Raw genomic sequence first — 19,741 nt, 5'->3', positions numbered from 1 at the left:
ATATTTAAAAAAATATAAAGCAAAATTTGTTTGTTTGAAAAAATGTTTATAAAGAAGGTTATGATGATGGACTTAACACAAGTTAAAGCGGTCGTATTTGATTTAGAAGGCACACTTTTAGACCGAAAAAAATCACGTGAGAAATTTATTGAAGAGCAATATGAGCGATTCCATGATTATTTGGTGCGCATTCAACTTGAAGATTTTAAAAGAAAATTTATTGAGCTAGATGATGATGAAGATCATGATAAACCAGAACTGTATAAAGCAATTATTAAAGATTTTCACGTTGATCGGTTAACTTGGAAAGATTTATTTCATGACTTTGAGATGCATTTTTACCGTTACGTCTTTCCATATTACGATACATTATATACTTTAGAAAAATTGACAAACAGTGGTTATTTAACAGGTGTCATAGCTAATGGTAAATCTAAAATCAAACAATACCGAATGCATGCATTAGGTGTAGAAGATGCTATTAACTACTTATCCACTTCAGAAACTGTTGGATATCGCAAACCACATCCGAGGATTTTTGAAGATATGTTAAATCAATTAGGTACAAAACCAGAAGAGACTATGTATGTGGGTGATGACCCCCTAAATGATGTAGCGCCAGCAAGAGCGATGGGCATGATTAGTGTCTGGTTTAAAGAAGAGGAAACAGTTGATGTAGAGCCTTTACCAGAAGAAGTAGACTTTACAATCAATACAACTGAAGAGCTGTTATCTATATTACCTATTGCAAAGAAAGGGAGATAATTATGAATCTATTTACAACAAGAGATGGTGTAGCCTTAAATTATAGAACGAGTGGAGAAGGCAATGTGATAGTGATGCTACACACTGCTTTAGACAATTTAACTGTTTTTAATGATATTGAAGAAAAATTTAATAAAGATAATCAAGTTATATTAGTAGATTTACGTGGTCATGGTTATTCAGATAAACCAAATGAAATTAATTTTGAAACATATGCCGAGGATATTAAAGCATTATTAGATCACTTATATGTAACTCAATGTGCATTTATCGGTCATGAATTAGGTGCTTCAGTTGCAGTATCATTTGCATCATTATATCCAGATATGACAAGTTCATTAACATTAATCAATCCAACTTTATTAAGTGATATGTCGCCTGAGGAACGCTTGTATCGTAAGCACGCTGACCTAATTAGAAATTGGGATAAAGAAGCACAACAAAAATTTCTAGATAAGCATTTATATTATTCTAAACGCAAAGCTAAAAAATTCTTAAAACAAGTAGATGATACTAATAGCATTGCAACAAAATCAGAATTAAATGCTGTAAAAGACTCGTTTAATAATAATGATATTATGCGTTACTTAAATGCCGTTAATTCACCAACCTTAATTGTTGCTGGGCAACATGGTGCGAGAACTACCGTTGTTGAAGCAAAAGAAGTAGGCGACTATATAGGAAAAGTGAAGTTTGAAGTTTTTACTGCATCAGGGTTATATCCATTTGTAGAAGAAAAAGAAAAATTTGTAAATGTTGTAACTGAATTTATTAAAGAAAATGAACCAGCAACATTGTATTAAAATACAGTATTGTAAGCAAACCAAAAGCTAATTATAGCATTTGGTTTGTTTTTTGTTTAAAGCCAAAATGGGGAGTATGATTCGTTAGAAGGACATTACTGTAAGAGGGGCAGATGTTATTAGATAATAATATGAAAGGGTTGGTGTTGGTCGGAGATTGTGAAAATGAGATAATTTCATCCATCTAATGATTAATAATATAATTTAGAGTCGCTAACATTTAATTGTTACTTTGATTACAGATTGATAGTTTTTTGTAATATTTTTGTAACACCACTGTTATTTTGGTAATATTTATAGTACAATATAGATAAGCACAAGATAACTTATATATATACAGAAGGAGAGAGTGCTTATGAAAAAAGTATTTGCAGCAGTCCTAGTTTCAGGTCTAGCAATCTCTGGATTTAGTACAGGTAGTGTTGAGGCAGCATCAGGTAACTCTATCCAAAGTGTTAAATCACTTCAACAAGGAGACACAACGCTAGAAGGTGCTAAAATAGGTGCTTCTATACAAAGCGTATTGAGCGAAAATAATGCACCAATTTATTCATATAGTCCTGATGGTAATGAACACTTTTATGAATTTAAAAAAGATAACGGTGTGCTTGTTGTGACGGCAGACGGTAAGAAAAACAAAGGTAAAATTACCCGTGTTTCTATGAGTTACAATGATACGAATGGCCCAACATATAAAGATGTTAAGTCACAGGTAAGTAAAAATGCTGTTACACGTGAACATTATAATAATGTCACTGGTAACTTTGGCTATGTACAAGATGATGAATTATCTTATCAATTTAGTTCAGCATCACCAAGTGATAAAGATATCAAACTATATCGTATAGATATGGGGAAATAACATTTACTTTGTAACGTTTTAACGAATTGTGTGGTAGCGAATTAGAATTTTAATGGTTGAATAGTGTGACTTTAAAAAAGTGGTTCTTTAAAGTAGTACTTAAACTACCAATATTAATTGAGAGGCTAAGACATTTATTAATGTCTTAGCCTCAATTTATTGTTAAAATAGAGAGTAATGTGAGACTATTAACTGAATTAAAGGTTAAACAATTTTAATGACTTTAAAAAAACGGTCATTACATAAATTAAAAAATGATTCAAAGGAGCCAATCATGAGAGTTAACGATAAAGTTTTAGTAGAAAATATAAATGACTATTTTACTCATAAAGGGCTTTCTCCCAATTTAATAGATGATATTAAAGAGAAACTAAAAAGAGATTTAAAAAAATCCGAAGCAAAAGATGAAGATTATATAGAATATAGACGTAAATCACCGGCTGAAATTATATTAACTATACAACGTAATTTATTCACTTTACAATTGAATCCTATCATATTTTTTATTGTGAATTTTATCTTGTTATCTTACTTATATGATAAACAGTATGTACCATTTCAAGCAGCTACAGGTACTTCTATTTTTTATTGTCTAGTGATTTTACCAATTTCAATTTTTATATATTTAAGGATTGATTGGAAGAATTATCTATATAGTAATAAATTCGAAATGGTTATAGGATTAGGAGTCGCTGTTGTATCGATGGTTCTTGTTGTCTTACAAGGTTTTAATATCAATTTAGGTATTGTTGCTGTTACAATTTATGCACATCAAGCCGTGTTTTTTATCGGAATTTTATTTAGTATATCAGGTCTGTATTTTAGAAGATTAGAATTTACAGGTATTGGTTTACTATTATGTCAAAAGACTATTGATGCCATGATAAGCAACTCAAGTATTACACAAATTGCCTCTATAGTTATTTGGATTTTACTACTTATTGTAATTATTTATTACACTATTCGAATTTCTTCACGAAACTAATATCAATTTTTGGAATTAATTAAAAAGTAAACTGAAACACGTGCCGTTTATTCAAAGTCTTATGACTACAAAATGGGACGTGTTTTTATTGTATCTAAAGTGTTTATAAAATATATCAGATTATAAAATAATCAAAAATAAAAAATGTAGCATATGCACTTTAAAATTGGGGTATATTACTTTTGTAAGGGGAGGTGACCCATAATGAAAAAATTAGTAACAAACTGTAACAACGAGATTGCTTACATCCAAGAGGGTCAAGGTTTTCCTATTATATTAATCCATGGACTCGATGGTAATATGGCTTCGTTATTTAGTTTGAAAGAAGAATTAAAGCAACATTACGAAGTTATTGTTTACGATGTTAGAGGTCACGGTAAATCATCTAAACCCAATTCATTTAATTTAGAAGATCATGTAGAAGATTTAAGGGGATTGATGACAAAATTAGATATTTCAACGGCGCATATTATTGGGCATGATATGGGTGGTTTGATTGCAAAACATTTTAGTGATAGATATAACTCGATGGTAAAGACGCTGACATTGATAGCATGTAATTTAATCGATAGCGTACATGGATTAAATAAATTGATGATTGAGTATCAAGATGAAATTGAAGGTTTCGATAAATCAGAATCACTTATTTTATTATTACCATATATGTATCAAGCAGAAGATAAGGCAAAAAGATGGTTCCAAAATCAATTAATCTATAGCAGACAATCGGCAGAAGATAGTGCTGTAGCTACGAGAGCGTTAATGGAATTTCCAGTATTTAATAAAGATGTCGTTATTAAAAATACGGATATACCCACATTAATTATTAATGGGAAGTATGATCCATTAGTTCCTATTGAAGTAATAGAAAAGTATCATTATGCATTTACTTCATTACAAATGGTAGAATTTGAACATTCTGGTCATGCACCTCATATAGAAGAGCCAAAGCATTTTTTAGATGTTTATAGCGAATTTATAAATGCTACAGAATATCAAAAATATTAAAGTATTATTTTTGGTATTCTGTTCTTTATACATTGTTTTAATGGTAATCACTTGAAAAACATGACTTACATAAAAATAAGCCTAAGACATAATGAATGTCTTAGGCTTATTTTTAATTTGCATAGGCTGATTTAAATAAAATAAGCGCTTCTAACAAGCGCTGTAAGCTTCTTATTAATCAGTTATGTCTAACTAGAGTGGTTTAGAGACTACATTTGAAAAATAAAGTTTCCGTCACTCTAATTCTGTTAATGAAAAGTTTATACTTCGTTATCGTCGTTTGCTGCTTTAATGCGATCGTTAACACGTGATAATAACTCATTAATTTTCTTGCGTTGTTTTGTGCTTACTAAAATTAATACAGTTCTTTCATCATGTTCATTACGTTTTTTATCGAAGTAATCTTCTTGTGATAAGTTTTTAACTGCTTTAACAACTTGAGGTTGTTTATAGTTTAAGTGGTTAATAATATCTTTTAAATAATATTCTTCACTTTCATGCTCGCTGATATATGTTAATACAGCAAACTCCTCAAAACTTACAGAAAATTCCTTTTTGATAATACCTTTTAATTTATCAGCGTAAGTAACCATAGCTAATAATTCAAAACAATCATTGATTTTGGTGATAGCCATCCTATTATTCCTCCCTAATTCTATATGCCCAATCAAATATACATATTAAAAATGTTTTTGTATAATTATTTGTCTTAATTCAAAGTGTAAAACAAAGCGTTTATCATAATCTATGGCTTAATTATATTTAGCTAAAATATATTAAAACCACTATTATTTAGTTTATTATAACTAAATAAAAATAGAAAGTAAACAAAAAACTGTTTAAGCGTTACGTAAATGATTTCAGATATTAATTCAATTCTATACATACCAATGATTGAATTGAAATTAATATATCTTTGTTTCAATTTGTTGTAATTTGATAAAAATAGTAAATAAGCTTTTTGTATTTAAAGGTGATTACTATTTATACCGTGTACATCTAATTTTTAGACGGTACTGTATCAACGTTTCTAGCGATTATATCGCCTTGTTTTAAACCTTCAAGAATTAACACATCTTTTCCATTACCCATATTTTGTGCTTTGATAACCCGTTTAATAAATTTTTTATTTCTTTGTAAGAAAACAAATTTATCATTATATATTGCGGATTTTGGTATTACAATTTTTTTATTAGGTTTTTCAATATTATAATGCCTGCCATATAACGCTTCGGAGTTAGTACTTATTTCTACATTATATTGTGAATATTTAGCTGCAGGATCAAATTGTCTTGGTAATTTAGAAATATACGTTATTTTACCAGTGAAACTTTGTTGGCTGTCATCTTTAAGCAATACTTTATCATTTTCATGCAATTGTGCTATAAGTGATTCAGAAACAACAGACTTGATTATAGCATTAGAATTAAAAATTTGCAGAATAAGTTCTTTATCTTTAGTAGGGAAATTTTGGTTTATATGGATGTTACCATCAAAAGGTGCATATATAACCGTGCGTAACGTTGATTGTAATGATTCAATTTCTGATTGGGTTCGGCTGATTTCATTACTAATAATTGACTGTGATCGCGGTTTTTTTTGTTTTAAGTGTGATAGATATTTTTGTTTGTTAGCGATGAGACGTTCGGTGTTTGGATTGTAATATTCGAAGAGGGGTTGATGTTTTTTTACAGTGTCATTATTTTTTATAAACCAATTATGAATATAACCTTTATCTGTTTCTAATAGTAGCTTTGTTATTTGGCTTGGGGACTGTATGCCTGAAAAGTGATAGGAGGGTTCATATTTAATTTTAATTGTTTCTATGTGAGAATTTGTCTGATTAGGGGATATTGATTTTAAATAATACCAACAAAATAATGCCATACTACTTAAAATTACTAATAATGTGAGTAATACGAAAAATTTTCGCAATGAGGTCACCTCTTGTTGTTAATATGGTTTGATTATACAGTAAAAGTGACTTAATGTGCTATAAAAAAAGTGCGTCATTTACAGTTTGATAAAAGTAAATGACGCACTATCACAATTTTAAAATAATCTTAGCAATATAATACCAATCATAATGGCTATAATTCCTGAAACTTTACGTGGTGTCACTTTATTAACATTTGTGCCTAAGAGTCCAAAATGATCTATGATGATACCCATTAGCATTTGACCTAGCATAACAATAATTGTTGTTAGCGCAGCGCCTAAATGTGGCATCAAGATAATATTTGTTGTTACGAAGATGACACCTAATATGCCACCGATAAAATAAATAGGTTTTAACTTGCCTTGTTTATTATTAAAAGTCGCAACTTTAAGACTTTTGTTAAATATCAGTGTCAATATAAACAATACAATGGTTCCAACTGTAAAGGATACGAGTGATGCCATTATTGATGAATGTAGTTGCTGACCCAATGCACTATTAATAGCTGTTTGGATAGGTGGGCAGAAGCCAAATATAAAGCCAATAATAAGCCAGATATATACCGTTGAAGATTGAGCTTTGTCTTTAGGGTCTCGTCGGACATAATTCATAAGTAAAATGCCGAAAATTAAAAAAAAGATTCCTAAAACTTTTAGTAAGGTGAAAGGATGTTTATCGGCACCGAACCATCCAAAGCTATCGATTACCACGCCCATTATAATTTGACCTGCTACAGTCATGACGACTGTTAAAGAAGCGCCTAAACGAGGTAGAAGTAATAGATTGCCTGTTAAGAAAATAACGCCTAGCATACCACCAACAAACCATTGATAATTCAATGATTGATTACTATAAAATTGCCCCGTAAAGACATGGGGATTAATAATAAGATTAATTAAAATTAAAAAAAGAGTTCCTGTTGCAAATGAAATCGTTGATGCATAGAATGAAGATCTTGTATATAAACTCAACCTAGAATTGATTGAAGTTTGAAACGGAACTACCATGCCTGCAACAATACCAATGATATATAAGAGAACCATTAAATCACGCTTTCCTTCGAGATAACTATATTATAAAGGAAAGATTAATGTATGCATACATTTAAATTAGGCGCAGAAATATATGCATATCAGAGAAAATAATGTACACAACAAACAAAGTATAATAAAATACGTATGTTGATGTTTTTTAGATAATAAAAATTAACAAATTTAATGTATTTTGAATAATGAAAGTAATTTTAGAAGTGAGTGACTATAGATATTGAAACAACTTTCCATAATTCGTCTTTTAGATGAGGAAACTTTTTTTGTTGGCGCAGGCAGTAACGATCAAATAAAAAAGAATCAATTTATAGAAGTGTTGAATCCTAGACGGACCTATAAAAATTTAGCTCAAATTGTTGAAGTATATGATAAATATTCAATGTGTAAAAAATTGGGTAAGAAGAAGATATTTTTTGGTGATACCGTTAGACTAAGACCTTCGAGAGATTAATGATAGATTAGAATAGAAAAGTAGTCAGTTGATTATATGATGTGACATTTATTATTAACCAGTAAAAAGGCCTGAAACATTTGTTTCAAGCCTTTTTTACGTAATGGTTTTAATTATAGTCCATTACGTCGTAGTTACTAGATAATTAATTTTCAAATATAAGTTTAGTAGATTTATCTATAATTTGTGCAGCATGCACTGTTTTAGGAATACCTGCTTTCGGTCTCAAAATATCCAACTGAATTAATTTGACCATACCCTCTTTAACGGCAGATTCGTTTATAAAGTGCTCAATTTTGGGTAATTGTAATTTGACTGTCTTATTAACGGCATCGTTGAAAATAAGTTCTAACGTTTGTGACATATTTTGTGTCCTCCTTAATTAATCGTTTCTGTCTTAATGACTTCAAGTTTGTCAAATCGTTCTCCTGTGATTTGTTCGATAATGGATTTGAAGCTTTTAAGTTGTTCAGGTGTTACGTCTGTATTTAAATTACTGAAATGACGTTTAAATTGACTAGCTTTACCATTTTTGTCGAACAATGTGCGCGATAATGTGACTGCGAGTTGACTTATATTATTCATTATAATTAACCTCCTTTCACTATATATATCGACTGAGAATAACAAAACGGTCAAAAAAATTTTGAAAATTTGTATTAAACACTTTCATGTGACATAAATATCATATATCATTAAATAAGAAACGTTTATGGTGTGAGAGGTGGAAATATGAATCAAGTAGATCCTATCAGGGATATTGAAGAAATTAAATCAATGTATAAAGTATTGAGCTGTAAGTCTAGACGGGATTATTTACTGTTTAAATTTGCAATACATACAGGTATTAAACTATCTGAATTATTGAATTTATGTGTGAATGATGTCAAAGGTGCAGACGATCACATAAAATTATATTGGCTAGAAGACCACGCCCCAAACATTTATATCAAGTTACCTGATGATTTAAGAAATGAGTTATTTGATTATATAAATGAAGAAGGTCTAAAGGAAAATCAATTGTTGTTTCAATCAAATAGAACATTTAAAGGTTTATCGAGGCAACAAGCATACAGAATTATACATGCGGCTGCTAACGACTTAGGGATGTTGCATATTGGTTTGACCACTTTGAGAAAAACATTTGCATATCATGCTTATCAATCAGGTATATCTATATCTATTATTCAAAAATACCTCGGACATCAAACTACTTATGAAACGATGAAATTTATAGGTATTTCTACAAAGAAGAGCAATACCACAATAGCTTTAAATTTATAAATTATAATTAAAGGGGGAATACGATGAGTTTAGTCTATCTACTTGGAGCTTTATTTTTAATAATGTTACTTTTATTAGTAACAATGGCTATACCTAAAATCCAAAGATTTACAGGTCATATTGCACTCTTAGCACCCATCGTTGCCTCTATATACTTTTTATGGCAATTACCACAAGTAATGCACGGTCATTTTGTATCAGTAAAAATACCGTGGCTTACATCGTTGGACATAAATATAGATTTTAGATTGGATGGCTTAAGTTTATTCTTTAACTTGTTGATTTCACTTATTGGATTAGCGGTATTTTTCTATGCTACTCAGTATCTATCAAAAGAACATGATAATTTACCACGTTTTTATATATATTTATTACTTTTTATGATTAGTATGTTAGGCGTAGTTACTGCAAATAATACCATTTTAATGTATGTATTTTGGGAATTAACGAGTGTTTCTTCATTTTTACTAATTGCATATTGGTATAGTAAAGGTGAGAGTCAATTTGGTGCGATTCAATCGTTTATGATTACAGTGTTTGGTGGACTTGCTTTATTAGTAGGATTCATCATGGTTTATACTGTCACAGGTACGAATTCTATATCTTCAATTATTGAACAAAGCGATAAGATTGCCGAAAGTAATCTTTTTATTCCAATTGTTATATTATTCTTGATCGGTGCATTTACAAAGTCAGCACAGTTTCCGTTCCACATATGGTTACCGAAAGCAATGGCTGCACCTACACCAGTAAGTGCTTATTTACACTCTGCAACAATGGTTAAAGCAGGTATTTTCTTATTATTTAGGTTTACACCATTATTAGGATTAAGTGATTTTTATATTTATTGTGTGACATTTATTGGTCTAATCACCATGATATTTGGAGCAGTTAATGCAACGAGACAGTTTGATATGAAAGCTATATTAGCTTATTCAACAATAAGTCAATTAGGTATGATTGTTGCTATGGTTGGTTTAGGTGGCGGATTTGCACAACACCCTACTGGAGCATTATCTGAAGCATACGGATTTATCTTATTTGCAGCATTATTCCATCTTATGAACCATGCACTATTTAAAGGTGCATTATTCATGGGTGTAGGTATTATTGATCATGAAACAGGTACGAGAGATATCCGTCGATTATCAGGATTAAGAAAGGCGTTTCCAATCACACACATCGTTATGTTATTATCAGCGTTCTCTATGGCTGGAATACCATTCTTAAATGGATTCCTTAGTAAAGAGATGTTCTTTGATGGCCTAGTTAGTGCGGTTGAACTACCTCAATTTAATCTTTCATTAACTATAGTGATAACAGTTATTGGGGTTTTAGCAAGTATCTTTACTTTAATATATTCAGCTTACATGATTAAGGAAGTGTTCTGGGGAGATTATCAAAAAGCAGATTTACCGATAACTTCACCACATGAACCGTTTGTCTTTACTCTACCTTCTGCAATTATGATGATTTTATTACCGGTTATCTTCTTTGTCCCAAATGTTTTTGGACATCATGTTATTTTACCGGCATTACGAAGTATCACAATTGGAGAAAAAGTAGATAATGTGGCGCCACATATTGCTCAATGGCATGGCTTCAATTTACCTCTCATATTAAGCATTATTGTAATAGTTGTTGGATTTACGATGGCCTTTAAAATAAATTGGAAAAATTATGCTGACAAACTTAAGGTGAAATCTATCACCGACTTATATTTGGGTTCATATAATCAATTCGAACACTATTCTGGTTATGGTATCCGTACTTTAATGAATAACCGCTTAAATCATTATATTACATTGACTTTATTAATATTTAGTATGGTTGTTATTTATGGGATTATTCAAGCAGGCTTCCCACACGTCCAACAGATTCATGTCAGTGAATTTGGTCCAATTGAAGTAATTACATTAATCGTTGTGTTTGTACTCGGTATAGCTTTAACATTTATTCGTCAACGTTTAACTATGGTCATACTTAATGGAATTATTGGTTATTGTGTCACAATTTTCTTCATTTTAATGAAAGCGCCAGATTTAGCATTAACACAATTAGTGGTAGAAACGATTACTACGATTCTGTTTATCGTCAGTTTTTCAAGACTACCAAACGTTCCACGTGCAAAAGTACACAAAAAGCGTGAAGCAGTCAAAATTGCCGTATCACTACTGATGGCAATCATTGTGGTGACACTGGTGTTTATCGCTCAACAAAGTGATTCAATGCCTACAATTTCAACGTTTTATCATGATGCTTATAATTTAGCAGGTGGTAAAAATATTGTGAATTCAATACTAGGTGATTTCCGTGCTTTAGATACATTGTTTGAAGGTATGGTGTTAATTATAGCTGGTTTAGGTATTTATACATTACTTAACTTTAAAGAACGGAGGGGTCAAGATGAAAGAGAATGATGTTGTATTACGAACGATAACGAAGATTGTCGTATTTATACTATTAACTTTTGGATTTTATCTGTTTTTAGCTGGTCATAATAATCCAGGTGGTGGCTTTATTGGCGGTCTCGTTTTCAGTTCAGCATTTCTATTGATGTTTTTGGCCTTCGACGTTAAACAAGTTTTAGTCGCATTACCATTAGATTTCAGAATTCTAATGATTTGTGGTTCTTTACTATCATTTATTACAGCAGTTGTACCTATGTTCTTTGGTAAACCGTTCCTTTACCAAACAGATGCATATGTACAGCTACCATTGCTAGGTGAAGTACATTTATCAACTGTAACGCTATTTGAAGCGGGTATTGTATTATCCGTAGTTGGTGTGGTTGTTACAGTTATGCTTTCAATTAGTGGTGGTCGCTCATGAATTTAATTTTATTAATGGTTATTGGCTTTTTAATATTTATTGGAACGTATATGATATTATCGGTCAATTTAATAAGAATTGTTATTGGAATTTCAATATACACGCATGCGGGTAATCTAATTATTATGAGTATGGGTAAATACAGCAAAGATATGGTTGAACCTTTAATTGGTGAAGGAAGTAAGCAATTTGTGGATCCTTTATTACAAGCGATTGTATTAACTGCAATTGTTATCGGGTTTGCAATGACTGCCTTTCTCTTAGTACTTGTTTATAGAACATATCGTGTAACTAAAGAAGATGAAATCGATGTACTGAGAGGTGATGATGACAATGATGAGTAATTTATTAATATTACCATTACTACTACCAGCTGTTTGTGGTTTAGGCTTAGTGTTCATTCGTACACACAGTAGGTTATCTAGGACCTTTTCAATTGGTACAATGGCTCTTACAACGTTCGTTTCTTTAGCATTGCTCATTTATGTGATGTATAACAAACCACTCGCGTTAGATTTTGGCGGTTGGAAAGCGCCATATGGTATTCAATTTGTCGGAGATTCCTTAAGTCTATTGTTGGTTGTAACTTCAAGTTTTGTCGTTACGCTGATTATGGCATATGGCTTTGGACGAACTGAGAAAAGGGCGATACGTTACTATTTACCTAGTTTTATTTTATTCTTAACTGTCGGCGTAATAGGCTCATTTCTAACTGCTGACTTATTCAATATCTATGTGATGTTTGAAGTGATGTTATTGGCATCATTCGTACTTATTACATTAGGGCAATCAGTGGAACAATTGCGTGCTGCAATTATCTATGTCGTACTTAATATTTTAGGTTCATGGTTACTATTATTAGGCATTGGTTTATTGTACAAATTAACAGGTACATTAAATTTCACACTTGTATCTCAACGACTAAATGAAATGAATGACAAGAGTTCTATCGTGATTGTTTCCATGGTGTTCTTAATTGCATTTGGTGCAAAAGCTGCATTAGTACTATTCATGTGGTTACCTAAAGCATATGCAGTGCTAAATACAGAATTAGCAGCACTATTCGCAGCATTAATGACTAAAGTTGGTGCTTACGCATTAATTCGCTTCTTTACACTTATATTTGATGAACATCATGGGATTTCACACCCGTTATTAGTTTTCTTATCTTGCATTACAATGCTAATAGGTGCATTTGGTGTACTTGCATATAAAGATATTAAAAAAATTGCAGCATATCAGGTTATTTTATCTATCGGTTTTATAATTTTAGGATTGGGAACGAATACTTTTGCAGGTGTGAACGGTGCTATTTTCTATTTAGCGAATGATATTGTAGTTAAAACGTTGCTATTCTTTATTATAGGTAGTCTAGTATATGTGACGGGTTATAGACAATATCGAAGTTTACATGGGTTGGCGAAACAAGAGCCATTCTTTGGTGTAGCGTTTGTTGTGATGATTTTAGCAATCGGTGGGGTGCCTCCGTTAAGTGGCTTCCCTGGTAAGGTGTTCATTTTTGAAGGTGCAATTGAAAATGGAAACTACATTGGTTTAACGCTGATGATTATTACAAGCTTAATAGCGATGTTTAGTTTATTTAGAGTTTTCTTTGTGATGTATCTCGGCAATGAACAAAGAGGCGAGGCTATTGTGTTTAAAAAAATCCCACAATACCGTAAAGTCCTTATAGGTATCTTAGTAGCAACGATTATCGCAATGGGTATTGCGGCACCGTTAATATTTAAAGTAACTGAAAATGCGACGCACTTAAATATGGATGATGGATTGTTCGAAAAAATGGTTAATCCTCATTTAATGAAGGAGGATAAATAATGAGACAAGTCTTACTTAATATTGTCATTGCCTTTTTATGGGTCCTTTTTCAAGATGAAGATTCTTTTAAAATATCGACCTTTTTTGCAGGTTACCTTATAGGTTTATTAGTTATCTATATTTTACATCGTTTCTTTGGACAACAATTCTATTTGAAAAAAGTTTGGGTGAGTATTAAGTTTTTAGCAGTTTATCTTTACCAGCTAATTACTTCAAGTATTACGACAATCAATTATATATTATTTAAAACAAAGGACTTAAATCCTGGGTTAGTAACTTATGAAACGACGTTAGATACAGATTGGGAAGTATCTTTCCTAACAATTTTAATTATTATCACGCCTGGATCTACAGTTATTAGAATTTCGAAAGAAAAGCAAAAGTTCTTTATACATGCCATTGATGTTTCAGATAAAGAAAAGCAGAAATTACTGAAGAGTATCAGACAATATGAAGGACTCATATTGGAGGTGGCAGAATGATTGAATATCTAATAGATTTCTTTATTACGAGTGCGCTAATTATATTTGGTATAGCTTTGTTATTAACACTATTTAGATTGATAAAAGGTCCGACTACTGCAGATAGAGTAGTTGCATTTGATGCTGCCAGTGCAATATTAATGTCGATGGTCGGATTGCTAAGCATCGTGTTCGGCACATTCTCATTCTTGGATTCGATATTACTTATCGCCATTATTTCTTTTGTAAGTACAGTGTCGATTTCTAGATTTATAGAAGGGGGGCACGTCTTCAATGCAAATAACAAGCGAAATCGTTAATCTTATTGCAGCCTTTATGATATTTTTAGGAAGTATTATAGCTTTAATTAGTGCCATTGGTTTAATTAAATTCCAAGATGTCTTCTTACGTAGTCATGCAGCAACGAAAAGTTCAACGTTATCTGTATTATTGACGCTTGTGGGCGTTATCATCTATTTTATTTCATCACAAGGTTATTTAAGTGTAAGACTTATTCTCGCTTTAGTGTTTATTAATTTAACTTCTCCTGTTGGGGGGCACTTAATTTCTCGTGCAGCATACCGTACTGGCGCGTATATGTATAGAAAAAGTGATGCGCCTAGACAAACGAATATATTATTGAGTGCTACTGAGAATAACACATTTGAACAATTGAAAAAACGTGCACATGAGCGTGAAGAACGTAGAAGAAAAACGTATGAAAAAGAACATGATTACTAATTTGTTTCAAGGAGACACTTCTCGTATTTTAAGAAGTGTCTTTTTGTTTAAAAAAGCTTAAATAATCGTAAATTTACTTTAAAATAGAAAATTATAGATTTTAGGTGCGTTACGTTTAAGGGATAGTCAATAAAATGATAAAATAATATATATTTGTAATTATGTTAATTTTTAAATTAATTATCAAATTGGGGATGAAAAACGTTTGGTATTTGATGAGTAAGAGTTTGAAACACAATATGTTCAATTAAAGACAATATTATTTTATGTTTCAACCTCAACAATTATGAATGAATAATTATGTTGAAAAGAGGTGAAACCTTGCAAATATTTGAAACGATACTTATATTTTTAGCACTTGTTATTGTAAGTTCGCTGGTGCACACAATACTTCCTAAGGTACCGTTGGCTTTTATCCAAATTATACTAGGTATGTTATTGTATGTGACACCAATTCCCGTTGAATTTCGATTTGATTCGGAACTATTTATGGTCGCTTTGATTGCACCGCTATTGTTTGTTGAAGGTGTTAAAGTTTCACGTGTCCATTTGCGACGGTACATAAAACCAGTCTTAATGATGGCGTTAGGACTAGTAGTTACGACAGTTATAGTGGTAGGACTATTTGTACATTGGATTTGGCCAGAGTTACCAATGGCAGCTGCCTTTGCGTTGGCCGCAATACTATGTCCAACGGATGCAGTCGCAGTACAAGCTATAACTAATGGGAAAGTATTACCGAAGGGTTCTATGACAATTTTAGAGGGTGAATCTCTCTTAAATGATGCAGCTGGTATCATATCCTTTAAAATTGCTGTAGCAGCGCTGATTACAGGTGGCTTCTCAATGGTTAATGCTGTTGAACAGTTCTTAATCTCTTCAATTGGGGGCTTTGTCGTAGGTTTAATTATAGGTGTTGCGCTAGTTAGATTTAGAGTGACACTGTCTCGTCGTGGTATTGAAAATATCAATATGTTCACATTTATTCAGTTAGTCACACCATTTGTAACTTATATCGTGGCAGAAATGTTCCATGCTTCTGGTATTATTGCAGCAGTAACTGCTGGTTTAGTTCATGGTTTTGAACGTGATCGTATTGCTCAAGCACGTACAAGATTGCAGATGAGCTATAACCATACTTGGAATATTTTGGGATATGCTTTGAATGGTTTTGTATTTTCTATTTTAGGTTACTTAATCCCTGAAGTGGTGGGGCGTATCATTGAAAATGAACCACATAATTTAATTTTCTTAATAGTAGTGACATGTTTAATTGCCTTAGCTATTTATTTATTTAGATTTTTATGGGTTTTTGTTTTATATCCGTATTTTTACTTACCAGTGAGCCCATTCCAGAAAATGATTTCATATAATGAAGATGAAACCAAAGTAAAGGAAACACCACCTAAACGTGGCATGTATGCTTTTATCATGACTTTATGTGGTGTTCATGGGACGATTTCTTTAGCCATTGCTTTAACATTACCTTATATGCTTGCAGACCATCACTCGTTTACTTTTAGAGATGATCTATTGTTTATAGCTTCAGGCATGGTCATTATTAGTTTAATCGTAGCACAATTTTTACTCCCTGTTGTTACTCCTAACGCTAAGAAACCTAAAGTTGTGGGTATGAATTTCAAACAAGCCCGTGTCTATATTTTAGAAAAAGTAATAGATAATTTAAATCAAATGTCTTCAGTAGAATCTAGTTTTCAATATGGCAACGTAATTAAGGATTATCATGATAAATTGGCTTTTCTTAGAACTGTTGAAAATGAAGATGAAAATACTAAAGAACTTCAAAGATTACAAAAATTAGCATTTGACGTAGAGAACCATACACTCAATAATTTAGTTGAGAATGGCGATATTACTACTAACGTGTTAGATAACTATATGCGCTATACAGAGCGTACCCAAGTTTATAAACAAGCTTCATTAATACAACGTATAAAAGTTGAATTCAGAGCAATGATTTTAAAAAGAAGAATTAAGTATAAAGTAAAAACTAATGCGGCATCTCCGTTATCCATAATTGATAACTTACAAGAGATTTCAAATGTGATGCGCACAGTTCACTATCGCGTTGTGAGCCGTTTAGCAAAAGAAACAACTGAAGATAATAAATTAGAAGTCGGTATGATTTGTGATAGCTATCTTCTTCGTATAGATAACTTAACACCTTCTAATTTCTTTAATCCTAAAAATGAAAATTCAATAACAAAAATTAAATTACTTGCACTTAAAGAGCAACGTCGTATTTTAAATCAACTTGTTGAAGATGAAGAAGTAAGTGAAGTGACAGCATTAAAAATCCGTGAAGCAATAAATTACGATGAAATGATTATTGTAGATAGTCTGACGGATTAAATTATATGGAATATATTCATACTGTCGACAAAGTTTCCGACTTTGTTGGCAGTTTTTTGTGCACGTTTTCCGCGCGGACGCTGCCTTAGCCCGTAGCCTTCGGCTAGTGCACTTCCCGCAAGAGTCCGACTAAATGACGGCCAATATTACACTGAAAAGATGATAGTATATAAATTTAACAGTGTTGGTGTTTATAATGTTGAATAAATCAATTGGTAAAGGAGCCAATTTTGGTCTGGAAGGTCGGTGCTATTTTGAAAAATAACTATATAAATATAAATAAACAAACCTTAGGCGAACTATCACCTAAGGTTTGTCTACGTTCAGATCAGATGCCATCAAACGGCTCTGCTTTTTTATGAAATCTATTTTTTGATTTAGCAAAATATAACTATGTACTTTATTAAAAAGTATTATAAAAAATCTCCATCAATGGGGGGAGGAACCGACCATTGATGGAGTTAGGGAGATGATTTAAGGCTTGAATACCACCATGCCGTACGCAATTAGGAGGAAAGCTGTACGGCATGGGACTATTCACCTATTACTTAGGTTAAATAGCCCAAATCATTTATTCCATGCTGCCGTGAACAGTTTCGATATTTGATTTCATCATATTGTAATAAGAATCACCTTTTGATCCTTCTTGACCAATTGAATCAGTAAATACTTCACCGTATATATCTTTATTAGTTTCTTCACTTAAGCTTTGCATACTCTTCTTATCTACGCTTGTTTCAACAAGGAGATGTTTTAAGTCATGATCTTTTACGAATTGAATCGCTTGTTTCATTTGTTCTGGTGTACCTTGTTTTTCAGTGTTTATCTCCCAGATATAACCTGGTGTGATGTCATATTGTTTAGAGAAATATTTAAATGCACCTTCACTTGTAATCATGGCTCTGCGTTCTTTTGGTATATCATTGAATTTTTCATGACTCTCTTTATTTAACGTTTCTAATTTAGCGATATAATCTTTGCTGTGCGATTTGATATCATCACTATGTGCTTTATCGTGTTTTAATAAGCTATCTCTAATTGTTTCTACGTATTTTATGCCATTTTCAAGGCTTAACCAAGCATGTGGGTCTTGTTTACTTTCATCGCCTTCAGCACCGTTTAAATATAATGGTTTTACTTTGTCAGACACTTTTACTACACTGTCGTCTTTTGCTGACTTACCAGCTTGAGATAAGGCTTTATCAAACCAACCATTACCTGTTTCTAAATTTAAGCCGTTATAAAAAACGATATCAGCATCAGTTAACGCTTTAATATCTTTAGGCTTAACTTCGTATTCGTGTGGATCTTGGCCTATTGGTACGATACTGTGAATTTCCACGTTTTTACCGCCAGCGTTTTTAACCATGTCATATAAAATAGAGTTTGTTGTTACAACTTTTAATTTTTCGTTTGAATTTGCACCCGAGTCATTCTTGTCGTTACCACAGGCTGCTAAAAATAGTAAAAATATTAAAGCGATTGATAGTAATTTCTTCATGTTTGTTGTCCTCTCTTTTTAAAAAGTTCTAATTTAGTTAATGCAAAAATAGCGATATAAATTAAGAATGCGAAGAATACAATCGTTGCACCACTAGGGATGTTATAAACGTAGCTGAAATATAGTCCGACAATAGCACTTACAGTACTGATTAGACTAGCTACAATCATCATTGTATGTAATTTTTTAGAAATTAAAAATGCGGCAGATGCTGGTGTTATAAGTAAAGCTACCACCAGTATAATACCGACAGTTTGAATGCTTGCTACAGTTACAAGAGATAGTAATAGCATTACAAAGTAATGAATTAATGTAGTATTTAAGCCACTCATTCTACTGAATACTGGATCGAAAGTTGAAACCATTAAAGGTCTATAAAAAACAATAATTAATAACATTACTAAAACTCCAACAACGATAGTTGACCAGAATGTGACTTGTGTAACTGCGAGTAAATTACCGAATAAAATATGATAAAGATCGGTTGTACTATTGATTAAACTGACTAAGATAATCCCTAAAGCTAAAAATGCAGTATAGCTAATGCCGATAGCTGCGTCGGATTTGGTTTTACTATTTTTAGTAATAAAACCAATAAAAATACTTGCCACCATCCCCGTTGCTAAAGCACCAATAAACATAGGTATATTGAATAAAAATGACAGTGCTACACCTGGTAGTACGGCATGGCTCATTGCATCTCCCATTAGTGAAAGACCTCTAAGAACAATAAGAGAGCCGACTGTTCCACATACAATACCTACAACAATTGAAATAATTAGTGCATTGCTTAAAAATTTATAATCGAGTAATTGTTGAAAAAATTCCATTATAAGTTACGTCCTTTCTAA

21 protein-coding genes and 1 pseudogene are annotated in these 19,741 nt (G+C 31.8%); 15 read left to right on the top strand and 7 right to left on the bottom strand.

Annotated features, from left to right (window positions below):
* The first annotated feature begins 66 nt into the window (after positions 1-66).
* The 5 genes and pseudogenes from LG295_RS11490 to LG295_RS11470 all read left to right on the top strand — a co-directional run bounded on the left by LG295_RS11490 (position 67) and on the right by LG295_RS11470 (position 4,423).
* Positions 67-811: pseudogene (locus LG295_RS11490) on the top strand (HAD family hydrolase).
* On the top strand, positions 768-1,568 hold the full coding sequence (locus tag LG295_RS11485) for an alpha/beta fold hydrolase (RefSeq protein WP_107558494.1): 801 nt from the start codon (positions 768-770) through the stop codon (positions 1,566-1,568). The pseudogene LG295_RS11490 and the gene LG295_RS11485 overlap by 44 nt, the downstream one beginning before the upstream one ends.
* A 355-nt stretch (positions 1,569-1,923) precedes the next feature.
* On the top strand, positions 1,924-2,430 hold the full coding sequence (locus tag LG295_RS11480) for an SA0570 family protein (protein ID WP_107529812.1): 507 nt from the start codon (positions 1,924-1,926) through the stop codon (positions 2,428-2,430).
* 274 nt (positions 2,431-2,704) lie between these two features.
* Positions 2,705-3,415: a hypothetical protein gene (locus LG295_RS11475; protein ID WP_107529813.1), complete on the top strand. Its 711-nt coding sequence runs from the start codon at positions 2,705-2,707 to the stop codon at positions 3,413-3,415.
* Positions 3,416-3,619: 204 nt separating this feature from the next.
* Entirely contained in the window at positions 3,620-4,423 is an 804-nt protein-coding gene (locus tag LG295_RS11470; RefSeq protein ID WP_107558493.1) for an alpha/beta fold hydrolase, read from the top strand.
* 260 nt (positions 4,424-4,683) lie between these two features.
* On the opposite strand, the gene sarA is transcribed toward LG295_RS11470, so the two are convergent.
* The 3 genes from sarA to LG295_RS11455 form a co-directional block, all read right to left on the bottom strand.
* Entirely contained in the window at positions 4,684-5,058 is a 375-nt protein-coding gene (gene sarA / locus LG295_RS11465) for a global transcriptional regulator SarA (RefSeq protein ID WP_107529815.1), read from the bottom strand.
* A gap of 364 nt (positions 5,059-5,422) precedes the next feature.
* Positions 5,423-6,367, bottom strand: coding sequence for an efflux RND transporter periplasmic adaptor subunit (locus LG295_RS11460; RefSeq protein ID WP_318833103.1), 945 nt, complete (start codon positions 6,365-6,367; stop codon positions 5,423-5,425).
* Positions 6,368-6,475: 108 nt separating this feature from the next.
* Positions 6,476-7,405: a DMT family transporter gene (locus LG295_RS11455; RefSeq protein ID WP_107558111.1), complete on the bottom strand. Its 930-nt coding sequence runs from the start codon at positions 7,403-7,405 to the stop codon at positions 6,476-6,478.
* Between the two features lie 223 nt (positions 7,406-7,628).
* Here LG295_RS11455 and LG295_RS11450 point away from each other — a divergent pair, with 223 nt between their 5' ends.
* Positions 7,629-7,862 carry a hypothetical protein gene (locus LG295_RS11450; RefSeq protein ID WP_017722639.1) on the top strand — a complete coding sequence of 78 codons (234 nt, stop codon included), beginning with the start codon at positions 7,629-7,631 and terminating at the stop codon, positions 7,860-7,862.
* Between the two features lie 145 nt (positions 7,863-8,007).
* On the opposite strand, the gene LG295_RS11445 is transcribed toward LG295_RS11450, so the two are convergent.
* On the bottom strand, positions 8,008-8,226 hold the full coding sequence (locus LG295_RS11445) for a DUF2922 domain-containing protein (protein ID WP_107529818.1): 219 nt from the start codon (positions 8,224-8,226) through the stop codon (positions 8,008-8,010).
* A gap of 14 nt (positions 8,227-8,240) precedes the next feature.
* Positions 8,241-8,447, bottom strand: coding sequence for a hypothetical protein (locus LG295_RS11440; RefSeq protein WP_107529819.1), 207 nt, complete (start codon positions 8,445-8,447; stop codon positions 8,241-8,243).
* A gap of 147 nt (positions 8,448-8,594) precedes the next feature.
* Between LG295_RS11440 and LG295_RS11435 the strand changes: the two genes are divergently transcribed.
* The 9 genes from LG295_RS11435 to LG295_RS11395 all read left to right on the top strand — a co-directional run bounded on the left by LG295_RS11435 (position 8,595) and on the right by LG295_RS11395 (position 17,389).
* On the top strand, positions 8,595-9,146 hold the full coding sequence (locus LG295_RS11435) for a tyrosine-type recombinase/integrase (RefSeq protein WP_107558112.1): 552 nt from the start codon (positions 8,595-8,597) through the stop codon (positions 9,144-9,146).
* Between the two features lie 23 nt (positions 9,147-9,169).
* On the top strand, positions 9,170-11,566 hold the full coding sequence (locus LG295_RS11430) for a DUF4040 family protein (RefSeq protein ID WP_107558113.1): 2,397 nt from the start codon (positions 9,170-9,172) through the stop codon (positions 11,564-11,566).
* The gene (gene mnhB2, locus LG295_RS11425) at positions 11,553-11,978 is read left to right on the top strand and encodes a Na+/H+ antiporter Mnh2 subunit B (protein ID WP_017722634.1); all 426 of its coding nucleotides are present in this window, start codon (positions 11,553-11,555) and stop codon (positions 11,976-11,978) included. The genes LG295_RS11430 and mnhB2 overlap by 14 nt, the downstream gene beginning before the upstream one ends.
* Positions 11,975-12,322 carry a Na+/H+ antiporter Mnh2 subunit C gene (mnhC2, locus tag LG295_RS11420; RefSeq protein ID WP_017722633.1) on the top strand — a complete coding sequence of 116 codons (348 nt, stop codon included), beginning with the start codon at positions 11,975-11,977 and terminating at the stop codon, positions 12,320-12,322. The genes mnhB2 and mnhC2 overlap by 4 nt, the downstream gene beginning before the upstream one ends.
* Positions 12,312-13,814: a Na+/H+ antiporter Mnh2 subunit D gene (gene mnhD2 / locus LG295_RS11415; RefSeq protein ID WP_107529822.1), complete on the top strand. Its 1,503-nt coding sequence runs from the start codon at positions 12,312-12,314 to the stop codon at positions 13,812-13,814. Before mnhC2 ends, mnhD2 begins: the two co-directional genes overlap by 11 nt.
* Positions 13,814-14,296: a Na+/H+ antiporter Mnh2 subunit E gene (gene mnhE2, locus LG295_RS11410; protein WP_107529823.1), complete on the top strand. Its 483-nt coding sequence runs from the start codon at positions 13,814-13,816 to the stop codon at positions 14,294-14,296. Before mnhD2 ends, mnhE2 begins: the two co-directional genes overlap by 1 nt.
* Entirely contained in the window at positions 14,293-14,595 is a 303-nt protein-coding gene (gene mnhF2 / locus LG295_RS11405; RefSeq protein ID WP_017722630.1) for a Na+/H+ antiporter Mnh2 subunit F, read from the top strand. Before mnhE2 ends, mnhF2 begins: the two co-directional genes overlap by 4 nt.
* Positions 14,570-15,016 carry a Na+/H+ antiporter subunit G gene (locus LG295_RS11400; RefSeq protein ID WP_017722629.1) on the top strand — a complete coding sequence of 149 codons (447 nt, stop codon included), beginning with the start codon at positions 14,570-14,572 and terminating at the stop codon, positions 15,014-15,016. Before mnhF2 ends, LG295_RS11400 begins: the two co-directional genes overlap by 26 nt.
* A gap of 321 nt (positions 15,017-15,337) precedes the next feature.
* On the top strand, positions 15,338-17,389 hold the full coding sequence (locus LG295_RS11395) for a sodium:proton antiporter (protein WP_107558114.1): 2,052 nt from the start codon (positions 15,338-15,340) through the stop codon (positions 17,387-17,389).
* Positions 17,390-17,960: 571 nt separating this feature from the next.
* On the opposite strand, the gene mntC is transcribed toward LG295_RS11395, so the two are convergent.
* Together mntC and LG295_RS11385 are read right to left on the bottom strand one after the other, a co-directional pair.
* The gene (gene mntC / locus LG295_RS11390) at positions 17,961-18,890 is read right to left on the bottom strand and encodes a manganese ABC transporter substrate-binding lipoprotein MntC (RefSeq protein WP_107529825.1); all 930 of its coding nucleotides are present in this window, start codon (positions 18,888-18,890) and stop codon (positions 17,961-17,963) included.
* Positions 18,887-19,720: a metal ABC transporter permease gene (locus tag LG295_RS11385; protein ID WP_404475953.1), complete on the bottom strand. Its 834-nt coding sequence runs from the start codon at positions 19,718-19,720 to the stop codon at positions 18,887-18,889. Before LG295_RS11385 ends, mntC begins: the two co-directional genes overlap by 4 nt.
* Positions 19,721-19,741: the final 21 nt, after the last annotated feature.

This window comes from Staphylococcus pseudoxylosus (genome assembly GCF_044794325.1).
In the GTDB taxonomy this organism is placed as follows: Bacteria; Bacillota; Bacilli; order Staphylococcales; family Staphylococcaceae; genus Staphylococcus; species Staphylococcus pseudoxylosus.
The sequence above is the reverse complement of the archived record's forward strand: the minus strand, read 5'-3'. Positions and strand labels throughout refer to the sequence as shown.